Source organism: Clostridium boliviensis, assembly GCF_033342255.1.
Classification (GTDB): domain Bacteria; phylum Bacillota; class Clostridia; order Lachnospirales; family Lachnospiraceae; genus Lacrimispora; species Lacrimispora boliviensis.
Window position 1 is genome coordinate 26,127 of the sequence record NZ_JAWONS010000102.1, and the last position, 16,530, is coordinate 42,656.

Below are 16,530 nucleotides of genomic sequence, written 5' to 3' on the forward strand. Positions count from 1 at the left end.
TATTATCCCGTGATACCACTTTAATTTATCCGTACCTTACGGTACAGACCTCACCGGCTGCGTTCTAATCAATAGCTTCCCAGAATGAAGCTTATGGTATATAATAACAGTCTGACACGATAACGGGTGTGACCGTCGAAATTTAAAGGCTTACTAAGCCAATTCAACTTCGCTGCTCCAAGGCCATGTTGGGAAATACGCTCAGGCTTCCTTTTCAGCTACCGGAATTCTCTGTACATGAGGCGGGTTTCTTACTCTTCTCTTCTCAGCATTCTCAAATGAATCAATTGTCAGTAACCCTAGTGTAATAGTTTCATTCCCGTTTGTCAAGCAGGTAACTTTCAGGATCTGACCTTTTGTCATTACTTTTTTCATGTAAACATATAAATAATATTAGTGAATTGCGGAGGATCTTAATATGAAAAATAATATTATCAGGCAGGGACGCCGTATCCTTTCCATTATCCTGGCTGCTTCTCTGTTTTGTGCCTGTACACCGCCTCCAGGACAGCCAGGAACGCCATCTGATGCTCAATACGAAAAATACCATGCAGCTGATTTATCTATGCAGAAATCATTCGATCAGTTTACTGCTGATCTGTTCCGGGAGGAAATCAAAGAATCCGGAATAAGTTTTCATTTCAGCATAGCTGATCCTGCTTCCAGGGGAATCGATACGGTGCCTTTAACTCTTGGTGATTATTCTCTGGATAAAATGAAACAGGGTACAAAGGATCTTCAAGAGACAAAGAAAAAGCTGGACGAATTTAATCCTCGCAAGCTGACCGCCGATCAGAGGCTTACTTATCAGATTCTATACTCCTATATCGAAACAGAATTAACTTCAGACGGAATGGAACTATACGCCCAGCCGCTTACCACCACCATCGGAATCCAGGCTCAGCTTCCGGTTCTATTTGCGGAGTATACCTTTTACAACAAAGCTGACGTAGATCATTATTTATCCCTGCTATCCACCATTGATGAATATTATGCACAGCTTATAGAATTTGAAAAAAAGAAGTCGGCGGCAGGGCTTTTTATGTCAGATTCAGCAGCTGATCACGTTTTAAAATCCTGTGAAGCATATTTAATTCAGCCGGATCACAGCTTTCTTGCGGAAACCTTCAATACAAGAATTGATGCCCTTACAGACTTAACCGACGAAGAAAAAGCCGAATATAAGGAGCAAAATCTAAAAGTCCTGGGAGACCATTTCATTCCGGCCTATAAGAATTTAATAAGCGGAATTACCGCTCTCATTGGTACCGGAACCAATGACAAAGGGCTGTCCTTTTACCCTGACGGGAAGAAATACTTTGAATATCTGGTTCATTCTAATACCGGAACGTCTTACGATTCAGTTAAAAGCTTAAAAAGAGCAATTGAAAAGCAGATGAGTTCCGATATTAAAGCATTGGGTCAGATTACAAAGGATCACCCGGAAGTTATTGACTCACTGGATCACTATTCCTTCCGATATACAAAACCAGAAGATATTCTGGAATCACTGAAAACCCAGATAACCACCGACTTTCCAGAGCTTCCCCCCTGCAATTATACCGTTAAGTATGTGCCAGAGGCTTTGGAGTCTTCATTAAGTCCCGCATTTTACCTGGTCCCCCCATTAGACCGGTATCAGGATAATGTAATTTACATTAACAAAAACCCGCGTTTTCAAAATGAAGATCTATATACAACGCTGGCTCACGAAGGTTATCCGGGACATCTGTATCAGAATGTATACTTTTTAAGCAAAAAACACGATGATTTAAGAAATATACTTTCATTTTCCAGCTATTCGGAAGGCTGGGCTACATATGTGGAGTATTATTCTTATACACTAGACAACGGGCTGGACCCTGAGCTTGGGAAATTACTGGCTCATAACACGGCTATTACACTTGGAATCTATGCATACCTGGATATCTGTATCAATTATGAAGGCTGGGATAGGGACGCAACCGCTAAATATCTGGGAACCTTCTATAACGTGGAAAACACAGATATTACAGATTCTATATTTAACAGCCTGGTTGAAAATCCAACCAATTACATGGAGTATTACGTTGGTTATCTGGAAATTATGGAAATGCGCAGCACCGCAGAACGAATTCTAAAAGATGACTTTAACTTAAAGGATTTTCATACATTTCTGCTTGATGTGGGTCCTGCACCTTTTTCTGTGATTCAGCCCGCGTTCCGCAACTGGCTGGCAAAGCAGCTGAGGAGTTAAATCAAATAAAACAGGCAAAAGCCCTCAAAAAGCTTTTGCCTGTTTTTTATTTGATTTCCTTATAATCCTTTTCATATTCCAGATAATCATTATCACCCAGCTTGATCGAACTATTGGAATAATTCTTGCCGTTTACCAGAAGTTTTAATTTAGAGAGTTCAAAGTTCTCAACAAAAGTATTGCCGATTGAGGTAATGATAAGCTTGTCATCACTCTTTGGTACTGCAGATAAATCCAAAGTCCCAACTCCGTCAGCAGATTCATATTTCAGAACCGTTGTACCTTCCTCTAATACGCCGTACTCAATAAGCTTGGACACTAATGCTTCCGCAGTCAGCTTGTCTACTGCATCCATTGCCTGATTTAAGCCAGTCTTATCATCATTCATGCTATATACGGAGATAATCTCCATAGGCTCTGCATTTGGGTCTGGAACTTTATCACTAGCGCCACCTGTTGATGCCATAACCTGGGGATCCGGCGGTGTTGTTTCCATCTTCGGCTGTGTCGGTGTACAGGCTGCCAGGGATACCATCAGCATTGCGCTCATTAAAAACAAGATGATTTTTTTCATAAATGCGTATTGCCTCCTTTAATTCTGTTAAAAACTCCGAAACCACTTATTCAGCTTGGTCAGAGCTTTGATTAAAACTTCTACCTCATCCTCACTTAACCCTTCTATCACTCCGGCTATCATCTCCCGATGAAATGTGGCATGATGCTCATAGGCTTGTTTTCCTTTTTCTGAAAGAGAAATATAAACAACGCGCCGGTCTTCTTCTCCTCTTTGGCGGGTCACATAACCTTTTTTAACAAGACTGTTCATGGCTATAGTCAATGTCCCCACCGTGACGGACAATTCCCTTGCTATTGTGGACATATTCTTAGGTTCTCCGACTCCGATTGCCTCGATTACATGCATATCATTATTGGTAATATTATTAAATTCCTGTGTAATGATAGCCTGCTGCTCGATATCCATTATATCCCGAAACAGTCTTACCAGTACTTCGTTAAGAGTTCCGTAAGTATCCACGTTTATCCCCTTCAAATCTTTATGACAATAAAAGCTTCTTCGTAATTATACATGATTATGTATTTTAAGACAACCACTTGAATTCTTATGAAATTCTTAAATCAGAATGATTCATTTCCTTTTATACCAAAATCCGGCTTAAAAACACACTTGCTGCTATTCCGGCTGCCGTTGCAGTTAATGCCCCGGCAAGAGTATATCTGGTTTTTCTGATTTTTACAGTACCAAAATAAACACTCAGGCAATAGAATAATGTCTCTGTACAGCTCATCAGTACAGAAGTCATAAATCCGATATAAGAGTCTGTGCCATATTTTTTGAAAATATCCAAAACAAGACCGGTCGCCGCTGAATTCGAGACCAGGCGAACTAAAATAACCGGCACAACCGGTGCCGGAAGAAATATATAAGAAGCCGGTTTTGTAAGCAGCTTTGCCAGAAAATCCAAAAAGCCGGATGCCCTCAATACTCCTACAGCTGTCATGAGTCCGATTAATGTTGGCATTATGCCTGCAACCGTTTTCATTCCATCTTTTGCTCCGTTTAAAAAATCATCAAATACAGGTCTTTTTGATAAAATACCAAATCCTACAATATAAAAGATGATCAGCGGAACTGCAGCCTCAGAGATAAATATTAAAAATCCCATAGTTTAACTCACTATCCGTTCATTATTATAACTTATTCCGGCTTTTTCCTTTTCATTCTACGTATTTTTTATAAACTTATTCCGAATAATTAAGACAGGCTTATGTAAGCAGCAAATAACGAAATTACAGAAGTGAAGAATTATCAATTGCCTTCTTACAATGGTTTTTGCTCCTCTTTTGTTAAGCTCGGTCATAATTTTCTGGAATTCATCCGGCGGCGGCGCCGGGACATCTGGTGTTAATTCGGGATGTTTTAGCATATAATCAAGCAAATGTGCTTCCAGTTTCTCTTTTGAAATCTGATTAAGCTTCACAACTATACCTCTTTAGCATTGGTTATTCTTTGCTTACCTCTCGCTTTGGGGTTGACTTTTTATCACTAACGTTTACTATAATAGTATATCGAATTTGGAGGCAGCTTTTCTATGAAAAAAATTATTTTAACTGGCGGCGGGACAGCCGGTCATGTTACCCCGAATCTGGCTTTGATTCCTTTACTGAAAGAAAAAAACTATGAGATTCGTTATATCGGCTCATATCAGGGAATAGAACGAAAGTTGATCGAGAACGCAAAGATCCCATACAGCGGAATCTCAACAGGCAAATTCCGAAGATATTTTGACATCAAAAATTTTACAGATCCCTTCCGAGTAATTAAGGGATTTGGAGAGGCGTTAAAATTAATAAAGAAATACAAACCTGATTTAGTCTTTTCCAAAGGCGGATTTGTGGCCGTTCCAGTGGTACTGGCCGCAAAACATCTAAAAGTTCCGGTAATTATACACGAATCAGATATGACACCCGGCCTGGCTAACCGGATCTGCATTCCCTCCGCAACCCGTGTCTGCTGTAATTTTCCGGAAACCCTTAACTATCTTCCAAAATCCAAAGCAGTACTGACAGGTTCCCCCATTCGGAAAGAACTACTGGAAGGTGATCGTATGACTGGGTTAAATTATGCAAAGCTCAGCGACAATAAGCCTGTTATCCTGATTATCGGAGGAAGTCTGGGGTCTGTTACAGTAAACAACGCCATAAGGGGCATCCTGCCTAAACTCTTAAACAATTACCAGGTAATACATATCTGCGGAAAAGGCAATCTGGATGAAAGCCTTACGAATCTTCGGGGATATGTTCAATACGAATATGTGGATGCCCCTTTGAAGCATCTTTTTGCTGCTGCAGACCTGATGATTTCCAGAGCTGGTGCAAACTCTATCTGTGAGATACTTGCACTGAGAAAGCTCAATATTCTGATTCCGCTTTCAGCCGCAGCCAGCAGAGGTGATCAGATATTAAATGCCAGATCTTTTGCCAAACAAGGCTTCAGCTATCTTCTGGAAGAAGAAAATTTAAATGCAAATACCCTGCTGCAGGCAATCACAGAAACGTTCGCGAATCAACAGACCTATCTGTCAAAAATGGAAAGCAGTGAACTCCATGATGCTGTGGATACAATTATTAATATGATTGAATCCCTTATATCAAAAAATTAATCTAAATTATAATTAGGACCAAGAAGATTCTTCAAACAGACTCTTGTCCGATAGATCCGGGAGCGGCAGACCGTTCCCGGTATTTCAAGCCTTTCACAAATCTCCGGAATCGTCAGCTGTTCCAGAAAATACAGTATGGCCATTTCCTTCCACTCATCTCTCATATTAGATATCTCGCTGGTAATATTTAATATAGACTCCTCATCAAGAACAACCTCCAGAGGGTCTGTCACCACAAACCTGTCCAGCAATGCAATCTGGTTGGAGGCAGCCTCCTCATCAAGACTGACTTTCTCATAATGGCCATTTTTACGAAGACAGTCAATACATTTGCGTTTTAATATCTTGATCAACATACTCTTTTTCCGCGTATCTGTCCAGGTTAATGAATAATTTTCAAAATAAGAGATAAATGTCTCCTGTACCACATCATCAATTTCCAGATCCGGTACGTTCAGTGTTTTTGCTATTCGGCGCAGCAGTCCCTGGTATTTACCATATATTGACTGCAGCAGCTGATTTTCATCCTCATGTATGCTCATATCATATGCCCCTCTGATTACAGGGCGCTCCTGATGGCGGCTCCTGTCTGTGCTAATTCTTCCGGACTTGCTTTACCCGGCATCCATGAAACCATAGCAGGACCTTCCTCATAACGGGGAATCAAATGCACGTGAAAATGAAAAACTGTCTGACCTGCCTCTTTTCCATTATTCTGCACTACATTGAACCCGGAGCATCCCAGCGCCTTTTTCATGGCGGCTCCTATTTTAGCTGCTAATGGAAGAACCTTTGCTGCCATTTCTTCATCCAGATCACAGATATCTCTGTAATGCTGCTTAGGAAGAATCAGGGCATGCCCTTTGGAAGCCGGTCCTAAATCCATAATTACCCGAAACATATCATCCTCATAAATTGTCTCTGAGGGTATTCCCCCATTTGCGATTTTGCAGAAAATGCAGTCCTCTTCTCTCACACAATCACCTCCTTCCGGCATTAGCGTTCTTATATCTGCTTACTGCTCCTGTACCGGGGTCTGCGATATAAAATAACTCCCATAATAATTCCAATGATCAGACCTGAAATATGGGCTGCATTATCAACCCCTGTACTGGTAAACCCAAAATAAAGGGAACATAAAATTACAACTACAAGCTGTCTGGTGCTTAAATCCTCCAGCTGACCACGATTAACTGCCACAGCATATAAAAGGCCTCCGATTACTCCAAAAATTGCTCCGGATGCGCCTGCAGATACCACACTTCGATATCCGGATAAATTCACTATCATAGAAGCAACATTGGCTCCCACACCGCAAATGATGTAAAAGATCAGATATTTAATATGACCAAGTGCACGCTCCAGATTATCTCCCAGAATAAACAGAATCAGCATATTATTCATAATATGATTAATTCCAAAATGCATGAAGGTAGAAGTTATAAGTCTGTAATATTCTCTTCTTTCAATAACCAATGGTGCATACATGGCTCCATGTGAAACCATAAACTGAGTATCTTCGGTTGATCCACTCATCTCCAGGTATAGAAAGTAAATGATATTCAACGCAATAAGACTCATATTCACATAGGCCTTCCTGCGACTGTTAAGTTCATCCATTATCGCGCTCCTTCTGAACCATAATATGCTTATTTTATCATAAACTGACAGATTATGTAAATATAAACGCAAAATTTGCTATAAAAATTTCATCTCCAGTCTCTAATCTCACAGCCTCATTTGTTTCCAGAAGCCTTCCGTTCACATAAGTACCATTTGTTGAGTTCAGATCACAAATCCAGTAATCATCGCCATCCTTTTCAACTTTTGCATGAATGCGGCTGATTGCCTCCCCCTCAAGAACGCAGTCCACTAATCCTTCCTGCTTACCAATGAGATACGGAGTATACGTAATCTCTATATCCTGTCTGCCAGGATCAGTTGATTTTAATATCCGGACTTTAGAATCTCTTTTAACATTTGTCAGTAGTGCCGTCTGTACCATTTCTTCTTCAACTGCTGTTTTTAACGGAGTACCAGGTTCTTCCTTTTCCTCATAAAAAGCCAGCTGCCACGCCTCCCGCTCCGACTCCGGCTCTATACCGGTATCTCCTTTTTTACTTTCTTCCCCATAATACTTTTTGTTTTTCATGCCTCCTGATTTGATTATTCCATACACAGCATTTAATATTCCTGCTATTGGCGGAGCGTACCAGTATTTAATGATTCCTTTATGACCAGATATCAGCCATATTATGACTGCAGATCCAGCCATGGTTGACAGCAAAAGGAGCAATGGCTTCCAGAGGACAAATCCAGAGGATGTTGCTTTCTCTAACTGGTTAAACTCCTGGAATACCTGTATCTGATCTTGATCTGTATCCGTAAATATAATCTGTTCTTCACCGTCTTCTGATCCGGACGGGGACACTGTGACTTCCTTTTCCCGGCCTTCCCCGGCATGTGGGGTGCAGACAAGCTCTGCTAATGTGTCAATACCGTAATTATCCTTTAAGCTCTCCTGATATAAGGCATATGCCATTACTACACATTCCTTATCCTGATGATTGACCTTGCCCAAAAGATAACGGAGTAATTCCGTCATATTCTCACTAAATTTTCTGTATCTTCCCGGTACCAGGCATAGAGAAACCAAAAAACGCTCCGGCTCAAGATAGATATATTCAGGCTGAAGAAGTATCTGATCTTCATTAAGCAAATAAGCAGGTAAGCGGTTAAAAACCTGTGCAATTCCAGTAATCAGATTCTTCAGTTCTGCTTTATTCAGGCTGTGAATTTCCAGGATCCGGTTTAAGGGCTGCCTGGAAGTGATTTCATAATAGAAATACTTATGATTATCAATCTGTTTTAAATGAAATTTCAATAATCCGTTTATTTGATTTTCTCTCAGCATGGAAACCTCATATCCCTCTGTCCCGGATATATCCTGCTCTATAATCAAATAATTATGCTTCATTTCACGCCTGTATGTAACATTCATCTCATTCCTCCTGATTGATCAGCGTCAGTTTTCTTAAAAAATCCTCAGGATCAAAAACTCTCTGTTTCAGTTCCAGGCTCCATTTACCACCCAATCCTGTTCCTGTGACCCGTCTGCCCGTAAGAAAATTTCCCGAAGTGTCTAGTTTAAATTGGTATTTCTCCCATGAAAAAGGGCTTCCTGCCCTGTGAGCCGCCCATTCTGAGGCATCCGCTGGGGATTCCGTCTCATTGTGTCTCAGTCTTTGTACCGATTCTGCCAGTGCCATGGACCCAGTAACCTCGTCTCTTAAGCAGTAAGCGGACTGAATTGTTAACATAAGTGCAAACAGTATGACTGCCATAACGAAAGCTGCCTCGACCGTATAGCTCGCGTTTAAGCGCCCCTTCATCTCATCACCAGGAGCAGCCAGACCGGAACCAGAAAAGGAATAAATGGAATCTTTTCTTTTCCAACATCAATTCCTTTCAAACGGTTTACCAGATAAAAAAGACCACAAAAAACACCGCTCAGGCTTAAGCCGTATAGAAGCAGCTTTAAGTTAAATAAAACAGGTAAGAACAGACCGCTGGTCAGAAAAAAACACCCATCTCCTGTTCCCACCGATTCCCTTGTCATTCTGCTTACTGCCAATAATGCAAAACCAACCAGGCAGCTGGTCAGCCGGCTGACCGGATCTTGTCTCTGTAAAACACACAAAGCGAAACCTGCTGCTCCGGCAATGATAAAGACCCAAATACTAATACTTTTTTTGCAGCTGTCTTCCCAGGCTGCTGTTAGAAGAAACAATCCAAAAATAATATCGTTTATTTGCTTAATCATTTTTCCTCCTTACTGGGAGCAATAAGAACACGGTCCCAGATGAATTACCTCCGATAATGGAACAAGCCTTACATACGCAGTAATTGACGTACACTCTTGATTGCTGTGATATTTTTCACCTGACGGCATGATATATACAATTCCATCATCTCCATTAAGACCCGCACATCTGCTGCAGGGCTTATATTTTCCTCCATTTAAATTGCGAATAGTTTTAAGATCTTCTTTATTCACTGCTTTGATTTGATTGTATATATAGTGACATGTCCTTTTTCTATGATATCTGGTACTATCTCTCCCCACATATACCATTTCTTCTTTGTGGCCGGATTCCCGGTCCTGAAGCAGAGTATTTCCAATCCAGGCTCTTCGCCGGCATCTGGCAGTCATCGGAACACTTTTTAGCCCTAAGATGGAAAATGGCAGACGGATCCGATAATCCATAATCAAATCAAAGGTTTCTTTATCTTTTAATACAGAGGAGTGGGAAAATGATACCGATTCCAGACATTGACAGACCTCTTGCCTGCTCATCTTCATTCTTACATAAAGGAGAACCCCCTGCTCAGTTAGTTCGGATATAAAATCGTCTGGTATTTCATCTAAACCTGCTGCATTAAGATTCTCTGCTTTCTCCAGCTCTTTTAGAACTGCTGCATATTGGCTTAACTCTTCTCCCGTATTCTCAAGTGCTGTCTGCACTTTTCGCCCATCATTTATAAGTTTCATTGGCATCATCAGGGTTATTACAGCAAACAGAAAAATCGGCAGTACCATTGCGGCTTCTATGGTCAGACTCCCTGGTTCTGATTGAAAGGAGGCGTATGACAATACCCTTTTTACAGAGAAATTTCTTTTTATCAAGGGGATTTGTACCTGGAGAGTAACTTTTGCTTTCTTAATAATTATTCTAAGCGCTCTGAAAAAGGGCATGATCACTCGCCTCCTTATCTTAATATGCTTTTTCTGTCCGAACCTCTATTGGATAATCTGGTTTAAGTCCTCCAAAAAAGAGATGACGCGAAACTCCTCTCCCTTTAATTTCTGCGCGGTATATACAATGGGTCATGCGAAATGTCTCATCCGCTGCCCTAAGATTCATCTGAATGACATCCATAAGCCGGTAATACTGCCGGCTGCCGTGAGAGACAAAAAGAATCAGTTTTAAATAGCCGGTGTAATTAATGCCGTTATCATCACTTCCCTCTCCCTCAAAAGTTCCCCGGTTTCCTGAATCCAGCAATCCCTCCATTGAAAGCTTCCAGGTATCCTTTGATTTAATAAGCACAACCTTTTCCCCCTGAAGAAGCCGCCTTACATCGACAATGGCTTCCCCCATTGCCCAGATACCCATTATAAAAAAGGAAACAAGTCCGTTCAGGGGAGCCAGCCCTGTAACTCCGGTAATTGCAGCTGCCAATGCATTTGCTTCCTCCCTTTTTTCCTGATCTGTCAGAATATGTACAAGATTCAGACCTTCTCTGATGGCTAAAATATCCGAAACTGCACTGGAGAAATTTTTCTCATCTGTATTCAGACCTCCTATCAGGTATTCCAGCTCATACTGAACGTCCTTTCCGCTCTCTGATAAATAACTGGTTAAAAATTGGCTGCAGTACTCCTCAAATAAAATCCGGTCTATCAGTCCATCTGTTTCTTCTTGTTCTTCCGTATAAATCAGTGACGGAAATGAGTTATTATTTAATACCCCTTTTGAAATCTTCTTTCCTTCCGGAAGAACCAGCGATATAAGACCATCTTTTACAAGGTTTTGTACTTTTTCTAAAACTTTTTCTTTTTGTGTATCCTTTACACCATTTTTATAGGAAAGCGTTGAGATATGTATCTCACCCCAGATATCCATAACTGATCCCCACAAATGGGATAAATCCGGTCCATCATCATCATCATCAGAACTGCTGTCCCAGTCATCTATTATTTGTTCTACCTCCTCGGTACGTTTTACTGAACGTTTAATCTTATCTTCTATAACTGAAACATTTACTGCGAGAGCTTCAATTGCTTTTCTGCGCTCGCCATCCTGTCTGACATAGGAATCATACCAATTGGTATCACTGTTTAATGTCATCTGTATTGGATCACTTAACTGATTGAATGATTCTTCTTTTTTACTTTTTGTCTTCTGTAATTGGATATTTAGCTCATCTGCAATCTTACCGTACGTTTTTATCAGGGTTGGAATCCGGTTAATCTCTTTTTCTAATTCATCCGCTTTTTTCATGAAACCATTCCCATTATAATGACTCAAATATGAATTTGCTTCCAGCCAAATGGTTCTTTGTTTTTCCAGGGAATCATTAATCTCTTTAATCACATGTTCCAAACGGACCGCTTCCTTAGTGTGTTCCCCATAGGACTTAGAGAGATCTTCTACGGCAGCGGCTTCTTTCAGACCAGCAAGCGTAGTAACAGCACCTGGTTCATCCGGAATATTATTAAAAATCCCATATCTCATATAATCCAGTATTTCCTGCTTCATATGTCTGCCACTGTCATCCGTAATCAGAACCTTCTGCATTAAATTTGCGTCCTGCATATCCATGGAATACCAGCCGGAATAATCTATATAAGGTTTCATATATCCCAACCATTCCTCCTCTAGTTTATCTCCGCTTTTATCTTCAAGAAGAAAAATCCGGTACTTCTCCCACGCTTCTCTGTGATATCTGCTGAATACAGAATCCATTGCAGAATCCGCCGCAAGTTTTAAATACCATCTTGTTCCGGCAGTCCGTGCGGACTCCAAAAGTCCGCACATCAGGCTGAATATGCATAAAAAGGCTAAGCTGAGAAAAACCGTTATATGACCTTTGTTATGCATTAGTACACCTCTTTCGACTGCTTATTAATCTCAACAAATATACTATCCAGCAGCTTTTTAATATTGGATTTAAAAATAATAACCAGACCAATTAGAACCACCAGGATTAATACAATTTCAATAACTCCAACTCCATCCTCCTCTCTCATAAAATCAAACATCTGTTTATTTAACAACTCTGCCACGGTATCACCTCCTTTCTCTAGTAAAATGCAAGAAATGCCGGAACTACTATCATAATCATTACCACCAATAGCATTAGAAGAAGCGGGAGCAATAGTTTGGTACCTGCTTCTTCTCCAAGCTTTTTGGCTGCATGTTTTCTCTGTTCGAATGCCGAACTCATCTCGAGATCAAGAGCATTTCTCAGTTGTCTGCCACCGTTTTTTTGATTCTGTTCCAGTAAAGCTGCGAGCTTGATGTATGGCTGAAGGCTGCACCGCCTTCCGAATTCATTGTAAGCACGTCCTTCCGGCAGACCGCTTCTTAACTGTACAGCCGTCTTAACCATCTCTTCGTAAGCAGGTCGAATGGACTGCTTTTTATTTTTCAAAGCCTCCCCGTAACCAGTTGCAATCCGTTCCCATGCTCCCCTTACTGTATATCCCGCTCCAATATACACCACAAGCTTTGAAACCACCTCTGAATAATCAAGTAAAAGCTGCTGTTCTCTCAGCCTGTACCTTTTTTGTTTTTCAACCTGAGTTCTGATCTGTAACAGAACTGCCAGTGCCAGACCAAGTACAGGCAATATCCCATAAGATTCTTCTTTTGGTTTAAAATACTCCAACGGTTGTCCTTCAAATATATCGGGTAAAGTCAGTTGGTCGGCCGTCTGCTGCTTCATATCAATCTCATCGGCCCATTTTTTGAAAGCTGCTTTTTGTTTCTCTTCTATTGTCAGTGCTGGTGGTATTACCTTACCTTTGAACCGATAGCTGTGTCTATGGATACCATCAGAAACTGCAGCAGTGATGTAAATCTCCTTTCCTCCCTCCAAAAGCCCCTCATTATAAACCGTTCCAAAGGAATCAATCAGGTCAGGATTGCTGGTATCCCAACGCACTGACACTCCAAAGCTGTCCATTCTATTTATAAAATTCAAATCATGCATTATGGAATTGAGGGAATCATTATCCGAAAGCATTAGAGTCTGCAGCTCCGTTTCCAACCTTTCAAACAGCTCCTCGGACTCTTTCTTTGTATAACGACGCTCCCGTACAGGAATATCAATAAACAGTTTTTTATCTCCCCGCTCCTGATTCAATCCTTTTACCACAATTTCATAAATTCGTTCTCCCTGCCCTGGGCCGGCTCTTTTTAACCCCATGCCTTCTTCCAATACATTCTGACTGCCCCACAAGGATATAATCTCCATAACTATGTACAAAAGGAATCCTCCTGCCACGCATACAGCCTGTGCCTTTGTTACAGGCTGTTTCCATCTGAACTTATAATGACCTTTCATCAGACCTCCTGGTTATAATTCAATCTCCATCATTTTCTTTGCCAGCCAAAACGCAATCATATAAATCCCCATGCAGATGGTCATCAGAATTTTTCCCGCCCCTGTGGTATACATGATCCTGAAAAAACCAGGAGAAGTAATATCAATATAGATGACAATAAAAAACGGAATGAGATTCATAATCTTCTGTTCAAACTGTTTGGAAGCTGTCATGGTGAGTATCTCCTGCTTTACCTGCACTTTATCCCGGATCACATCTGCGGTATGGCTGATGATTGAAACCAGCTCGCCTCCGCTTCGTTTTGCAGTTGCGAATACTTCAGCAAAATTCTTCACATCATCCAGCCCGCTTCTTGTGGCAAACTCCAAAAATGCCTTTTCTACCGACCGGTTAATGCGGATCTGACTTTCCATCAGCCGGAATTCCTTTGTTATAAGCCCAGCCTCACCATAGAGTACCGCCAGCTCTTTTGAAGAGGACAGGATTGCGTTTTCTACAGAATACCCGGCACTTAAAAAAGAGGAAAGAAGCAAAATACCCTCTTTAAATTCCAGATTCAGCTGCTGCAGCCGTTTTTCTTTTAATTCTTTTCTTTTTGAAACAGGGATTAGAATTCCTAATGGCAGCAAAATCAGAAATGCCGTCAGACTGCGGTAAAATACATAAGAAAAAAGTATTACAATTAAAACTCCCTGTCCACTGTAGATCAGCCACTCCTTCAGAGTAAGCACATACTTATCATAGTTTAATGCCTGCTGCTTCCAGTTTTTCTGTGTTTTCAAGATTTCCCACTTTTTTAAGAATCCCACTAACTTCTTTTGTTTTTCCCTGAGCCCCTTTATTCTCCTCAAACCGGTAAATGGGGTTAAGTCTGATTTCACCAGCCTCATATCCTGCCACCTCCACAATTGATAATACCCGTCTGCTTTTATCTCTCAGTCTTCCTAAATGAATTAAGACATCAATTGCAGCCGCCACCTGACTTCGGACAGCCAAAAGAGGTATATCCGTTCCCATAAGCACCATGGTTTCCAGCCTGGACAACATATCCTTTGGACTGTTGCCATGGCCTGTGCTTAAGCTTCCGTCGTGGCCCGTATTCATGGCTGATATCATATCGAGCGCCTCTCTTCCTCTGACTTCTCCAACTATAATCCGGGAGGGATTCATACGAAGAGCTGCCTTAATTAAATCTCCGATGGACACTTCCCCCTCGCCTTCTCCATTGGCACATCTTGTCTCCAGACGGACCAGATTGGGTATATGGGTAATCTGCAGTTCTGCCGAGTCCTCTATGGTTATAATTCGTTCACTTTTGGGTATATAGGCAGATAAGGCATTTAAAAATGTACTTTTACCGGAATTCGTACCGCCGCTGATAAAGATGTTATAACCGGCTTCCACAATGTTTTTTAAAAAATCAGCAGCTTCTCTGGTAATGGATCCAATCCTTAATAGCTTTTCTATGGTGATTGGCTCCGGAAATTTTCTGATTGTGACTGCAGGACCATCAAGGGATATCGGCGGCAAAACCACATGAACTCTGGAACCGTCACTCAGCCTGGCATCTGCTACCGGTCTTGAAACATTTACGTTTCTGTTAACACGGCTGACAATCTGTTGAATCATGTCTTCCAACTGTTCCTGACTTTCAAATACTTTATCCCACTGTTCCATACGCCCGCTGCGCTCAATAAAGATATGATCAGGCCCATTTACCATGATTTCTGTCACAGTCTTATCATCAACCAGCTCCTGAAGAACTCCCAACCGCCTGAACGAATCAAATAACCAGTCTCTCAGCCTAAGCTTATCTCTCAAGGGCAGATATCCTGTTAATCCCACCTCCATTATTTTCTCATCAATCATGGCATATAGTTCTTCATCAGAGATCTGATTCTGCTGATTTAATTCCGACATGATGTCCTCCCGCATCATTCTGCGCTGCTCTTCAACCAACTCTTCACCTCCCTATGGCTGCTTTCTTAAAAGCTGCCGGGTAAAATCTCCCAATTCGCTCCATAAAAGCTGATCCAGATAATTATCCTTTCTTCCAAAGGTACAGTGATACGGAAGCCTGATTTTCTGTATCCGCTTTGTAACAGTTCCGTGACCGGATGCATTAAGGTATGTCTCAAACTCCGCTACCTTTGCGGCGGACACGCAGTCTTCTTTCACAGGCATATAGATGCAATCACAGATTTCCAGAATATCCGCTGCTCTTTTCCCCATCTGTCCCAGATCAAGTATTATGGTTCCGTATGTACTTTCTTTAGCAATCTGCCTGATTAGCCCTGATATCTCCTGAGAGGAAGCAAAGGCAAGATCTTCCGGATACTGAACCGGAGGTATATAATCCAAATCTCCCCATGTGCAGACAGCAGCACCAAGTCTGGCAGAAGAAAAGGTGCTTTGTCTGTAATAATAGAATAAATCTGACAGCCCCCTCTCATACTCTTCTCCGGTCAGCTCTGCCAGTCCGGAACAATCCTCCAGATTTAGATAAAGAACTTTTAAATCCCGGGACAACACCTGTGCCATAGTCAGGGAAAACGATGTCTTTAAACAACGGTTTATCGGTGAATAAACACCAATCACCCTGCTTTTTTCAGACAGCACGGTATACCCCTGATCTTCGAAAGCCAATCCGTACACTTCCATAACCTCCTGAAGAAGACGGTCTGCGGCCTGATACTTATAAACACAGGGATACCGGTCATTAGGGGAGATCAGCCTCTCCTGAGCAAGGAGAATCACCTTTTCTGCTCTGATCTGTTCAATCTCCCCATCTGATATACCACAACTGATCAAAACAAGTTCAATGTCATGGCCGAAGCTGTAATCAATCAGTTCCTGTACCGATGTAAAGGACACCATGAACAGCAAAGACCGCTCCTTCTCATTTACAAACTCTGCAAACCGTTCTCCGAATGCAGCGTCTTCATCGCATATTGCCATAATGCGTTTTGTCATAGCAA

At 41.4% G+C, this 16,530-nt stretch carries 19 protein-coding genes; 2 read left to right on the forward strand and 17 right to left on the reverse strand.

The window, feature by feature from the left end; all coding sequences use genetic code 11:
• Positions 1–201: 201 nt before the first annotated feature.
• On the reverse strand, positions 202–375 hold the full coding sequence (locus RZO55_RS26015) for a hypothetical protein (protein ID WP_439100023.1): 174 nt from the start codon (positions 373–375) through the stop codon (positions 202–204).
• Between the two features lie 43 nt (positions 376–418).
• Between RZO55_RS26015 and RZO55_RS05365 the strand changes: the two genes are divergently transcribed.
• Positions 419–2,236 (forward strand): DUF885 domain-containing protein, encoded by a 1,818-nt coding sequence (locus tag RZO55_RS05365; protein WP_318063259.1) that lies wholly within the window; start codon positions 419–421, stop codon positions 2,234–2,236.
• Positions 2,237–2,282: 46 nt separating this feature from the next.
• Here RZO55_RS05365 and RZO55_RS05370 read toward each other — a convergent pair whose 3' ends face one another.
• From RZO55_RS05370 to RZO55_RS05380, 3 genes are all read right to left on the reverse strand, one after another.
• Positions 2,283–2,810 carry a GerMN domain-containing protein gene (locus RZO55_RS05370; protein WP_318063260.1) on the reverse strand — a complete coding sequence of 176 codons (528 nt, stop codon included), beginning with the start codon at positions 2,808–2,810 and terminating at the stop codon, positions 2,283–2,285.
• Positions 2,811–2,837: 27 nt separating this feature from the next.
• Positions 2,838–3,272, reverse strand: a complete 435-nt coding sequence (locus RZO55_RS05375; protein ID WP_336624262.1) for a MarR family winged helix-turn-helix transcriptional regulator — start codon at positions 3,270–3,272, stop codon at positions 2,838–2,840.
• 121 nt (positions 3,273–3,393) lie between these two features.
• Complete coding sequence (locus tag RZO55_RS05380) at positions 3,394–3,921, reverse strand: nucleoside recognition domain-containing protein (protein WP_318063262.1); 528 nt, start codon at positions 3,919–3,921, stop codon at positions 3,394–3,396.
• 426 nt (positions 3,922–4,347) lie between these two features.
• Between RZO55_RS05380 and murG the strand changes: the two genes are divergently transcribed.
• Positions 4,348–5,418: an undecaprenyldiphospho-muramoylpentapeptide beta-N-acetylglucosaminyltransferase gene (murG, locus tag RZO55_RS05385; RefSeq protein WP_318063263.1), complete on the forward strand. Its 1,071-nt coding sequence runs from the start codon at positions 4,348–4,350 to the stop codon at positions 5,416–5,418.
• Here murG and RZO55_RS05390 read toward each other — a convergent pair.
• The 13 genes from RZO55_RS05390 to RZO55_RS05450 are packed head-to-tail and all read right to left on the reverse strand — an operon-like array spanning position 5,415 to position 16,525.
• Complete coding sequence (locus tag RZO55_RS05390) at positions 5,415–5,960, reverse strand: RNA polymerase sigma factor (RefSeq protein ID WP_318063264.1); 546 nt, start codon at positions 5,958–5,960, stop codon at positions 5,415–5,417. The two genes, murG and RZO55_RS05390, sit on opposite strands and share 4 nt — an antisense overlap.
• Before the next feature lie 17 nt (positions 5,961–5,977).
• Positions 5,978–6,394 (reverse strand): HIT family protein, encoded by a 417-nt coding sequence (locus RZO55_RS05395; protein ID WP_318063265.1) that lies wholly within the window; start codon positions 6,392–6,394, stop codon positions 5,978–5,980.
• A gap of 29 nt (positions 6,395–6,423) precedes the next feature.
• Complete coding sequence (locus tag RZO55_RS05400; protein WP_318063266.1) at positions 6,424–7,038, reverse strand: rhomboid family intramembrane serine protease; 615 nt, start codon at positions 7,036–7,038, stop codon at positions 6,424–6,426.
• 52 nt (positions 7,039–7,090) lie between these two features.
• Positions 7,091–8,419 (reverse strand): DUF6382 domain-containing protein, encoded by a 1,329-nt coding sequence (locus RZO55_RS05405; RefSeq protein WP_318063267.1) that lies wholly within the window; start codon positions 8,417–8,419, stop codon positions 7,091–7,093.
• Position 8,420: 1 nt separating this feature from the next.
• Positions 8,421–8,810 (reverse strand): hypothetical protein, encoded by a 390-nt coding sequence (locus tag RZO55_RS05410; protein ID WP_318063268.1) that lies wholly within the window; start codon positions 8,808–8,810, stop codon positions 8,421–8,423.
• On the reverse strand, positions 8,807–9,241 hold the full coding sequence (locus RZO55_RS05415) for a hypothetical protein (protein WP_318063269.1): 435 nt from the start codon (positions 9,239–9,241) through the stop codon (positions 8,807–8,809). The genes RZO55_RS05410 and RZO55_RS05415 overlap by 4 nt, the downstream gene beginning before the upstream one ends.
• Positions 9,242–9,250: 9 nt before the next feature.
• The gene (locus tag RZO55_RS05420) at positions 9,251–10,174 is read right to left on the reverse strand and encodes a hypothetical protein (RefSeq protein WP_318063270.1); all 924 of its coding nucleotides are present in this window, start codon (positions 10,172–10,174) and stop codon (positions 9,251–9,253) included.
• A gap of 19 nt (positions 10,175–10,193) precedes the next feature.
• Entirely contained in the window at positions 10,194–12,083 is a 1,890-nt protein-coding gene (locus tag RZO55_RS05425; protein ID WP_318063271.1) for a DUF5702 domain-containing protein, read from the reverse strand.
• Positions 12,083–12,268, reverse strand: a complete 186-nt coding sequence (locus tag RZO55_RS05430) for a Flp1 family type IVb pilin (protein WP_369293194.1) — start codon at positions 12,266–12,268, stop codon at positions 12,083–12,085. The genes RZO55_RS05425 and RZO55_RS05430 overlap by 1 nt, the downstream gene beginning before the upstream one ends.
• A gap of 17 nt (positions 12,269–12,285) precedes the next feature.
• A complete protein-coding gene (locus RZO55_RS05435; RefSeq protein ID WP_318063272.1) occupies positions 12,286–13,551 on the reverse strand; it encodes a type II secretion system F family protein in 1,266 nt (421 codons plus the stop codon).
• A 12-nt stretch (positions 13,552–13,563) separates the two neighbouring features.
• Entirely contained in the window at positions 13,564–14,334 is a 771-nt protein-coding gene (locus tag RZO55_RS05440) for a type II secretion system F family protein (protein WP_318063273.1), read from the reverse strand.
• Positions 14,291–15,511, reverse strand: coding sequence for a TadA family conjugal transfer-associated ATPase (locus tag RZO55_RS05445; RefSeq protein WP_500683304.1), 1,221 nt, complete (start codon positions 15,509–15,511; stop codon positions 14,291–14,293). Before RZO55_RS05445 ends, RZO55_RS05440 begins: the two co-directional genes overlap by 44 nt.
• 12 nt (positions 15,512–15,523) lie before the next feature.
• Positions 15,524–16,525 (reverse strand): P-loop NTPase family protein, encoded by a 1,002-nt coding sequence (locus RZO55_RS05450; RefSeq protein WP_318063274.1) that lies wholly within the window; start codon positions 16,523–16,525, stop codon positions 15,524–15,526.
• Positions 16,526–16,530 lie beyond the last annotated feature (5 nt).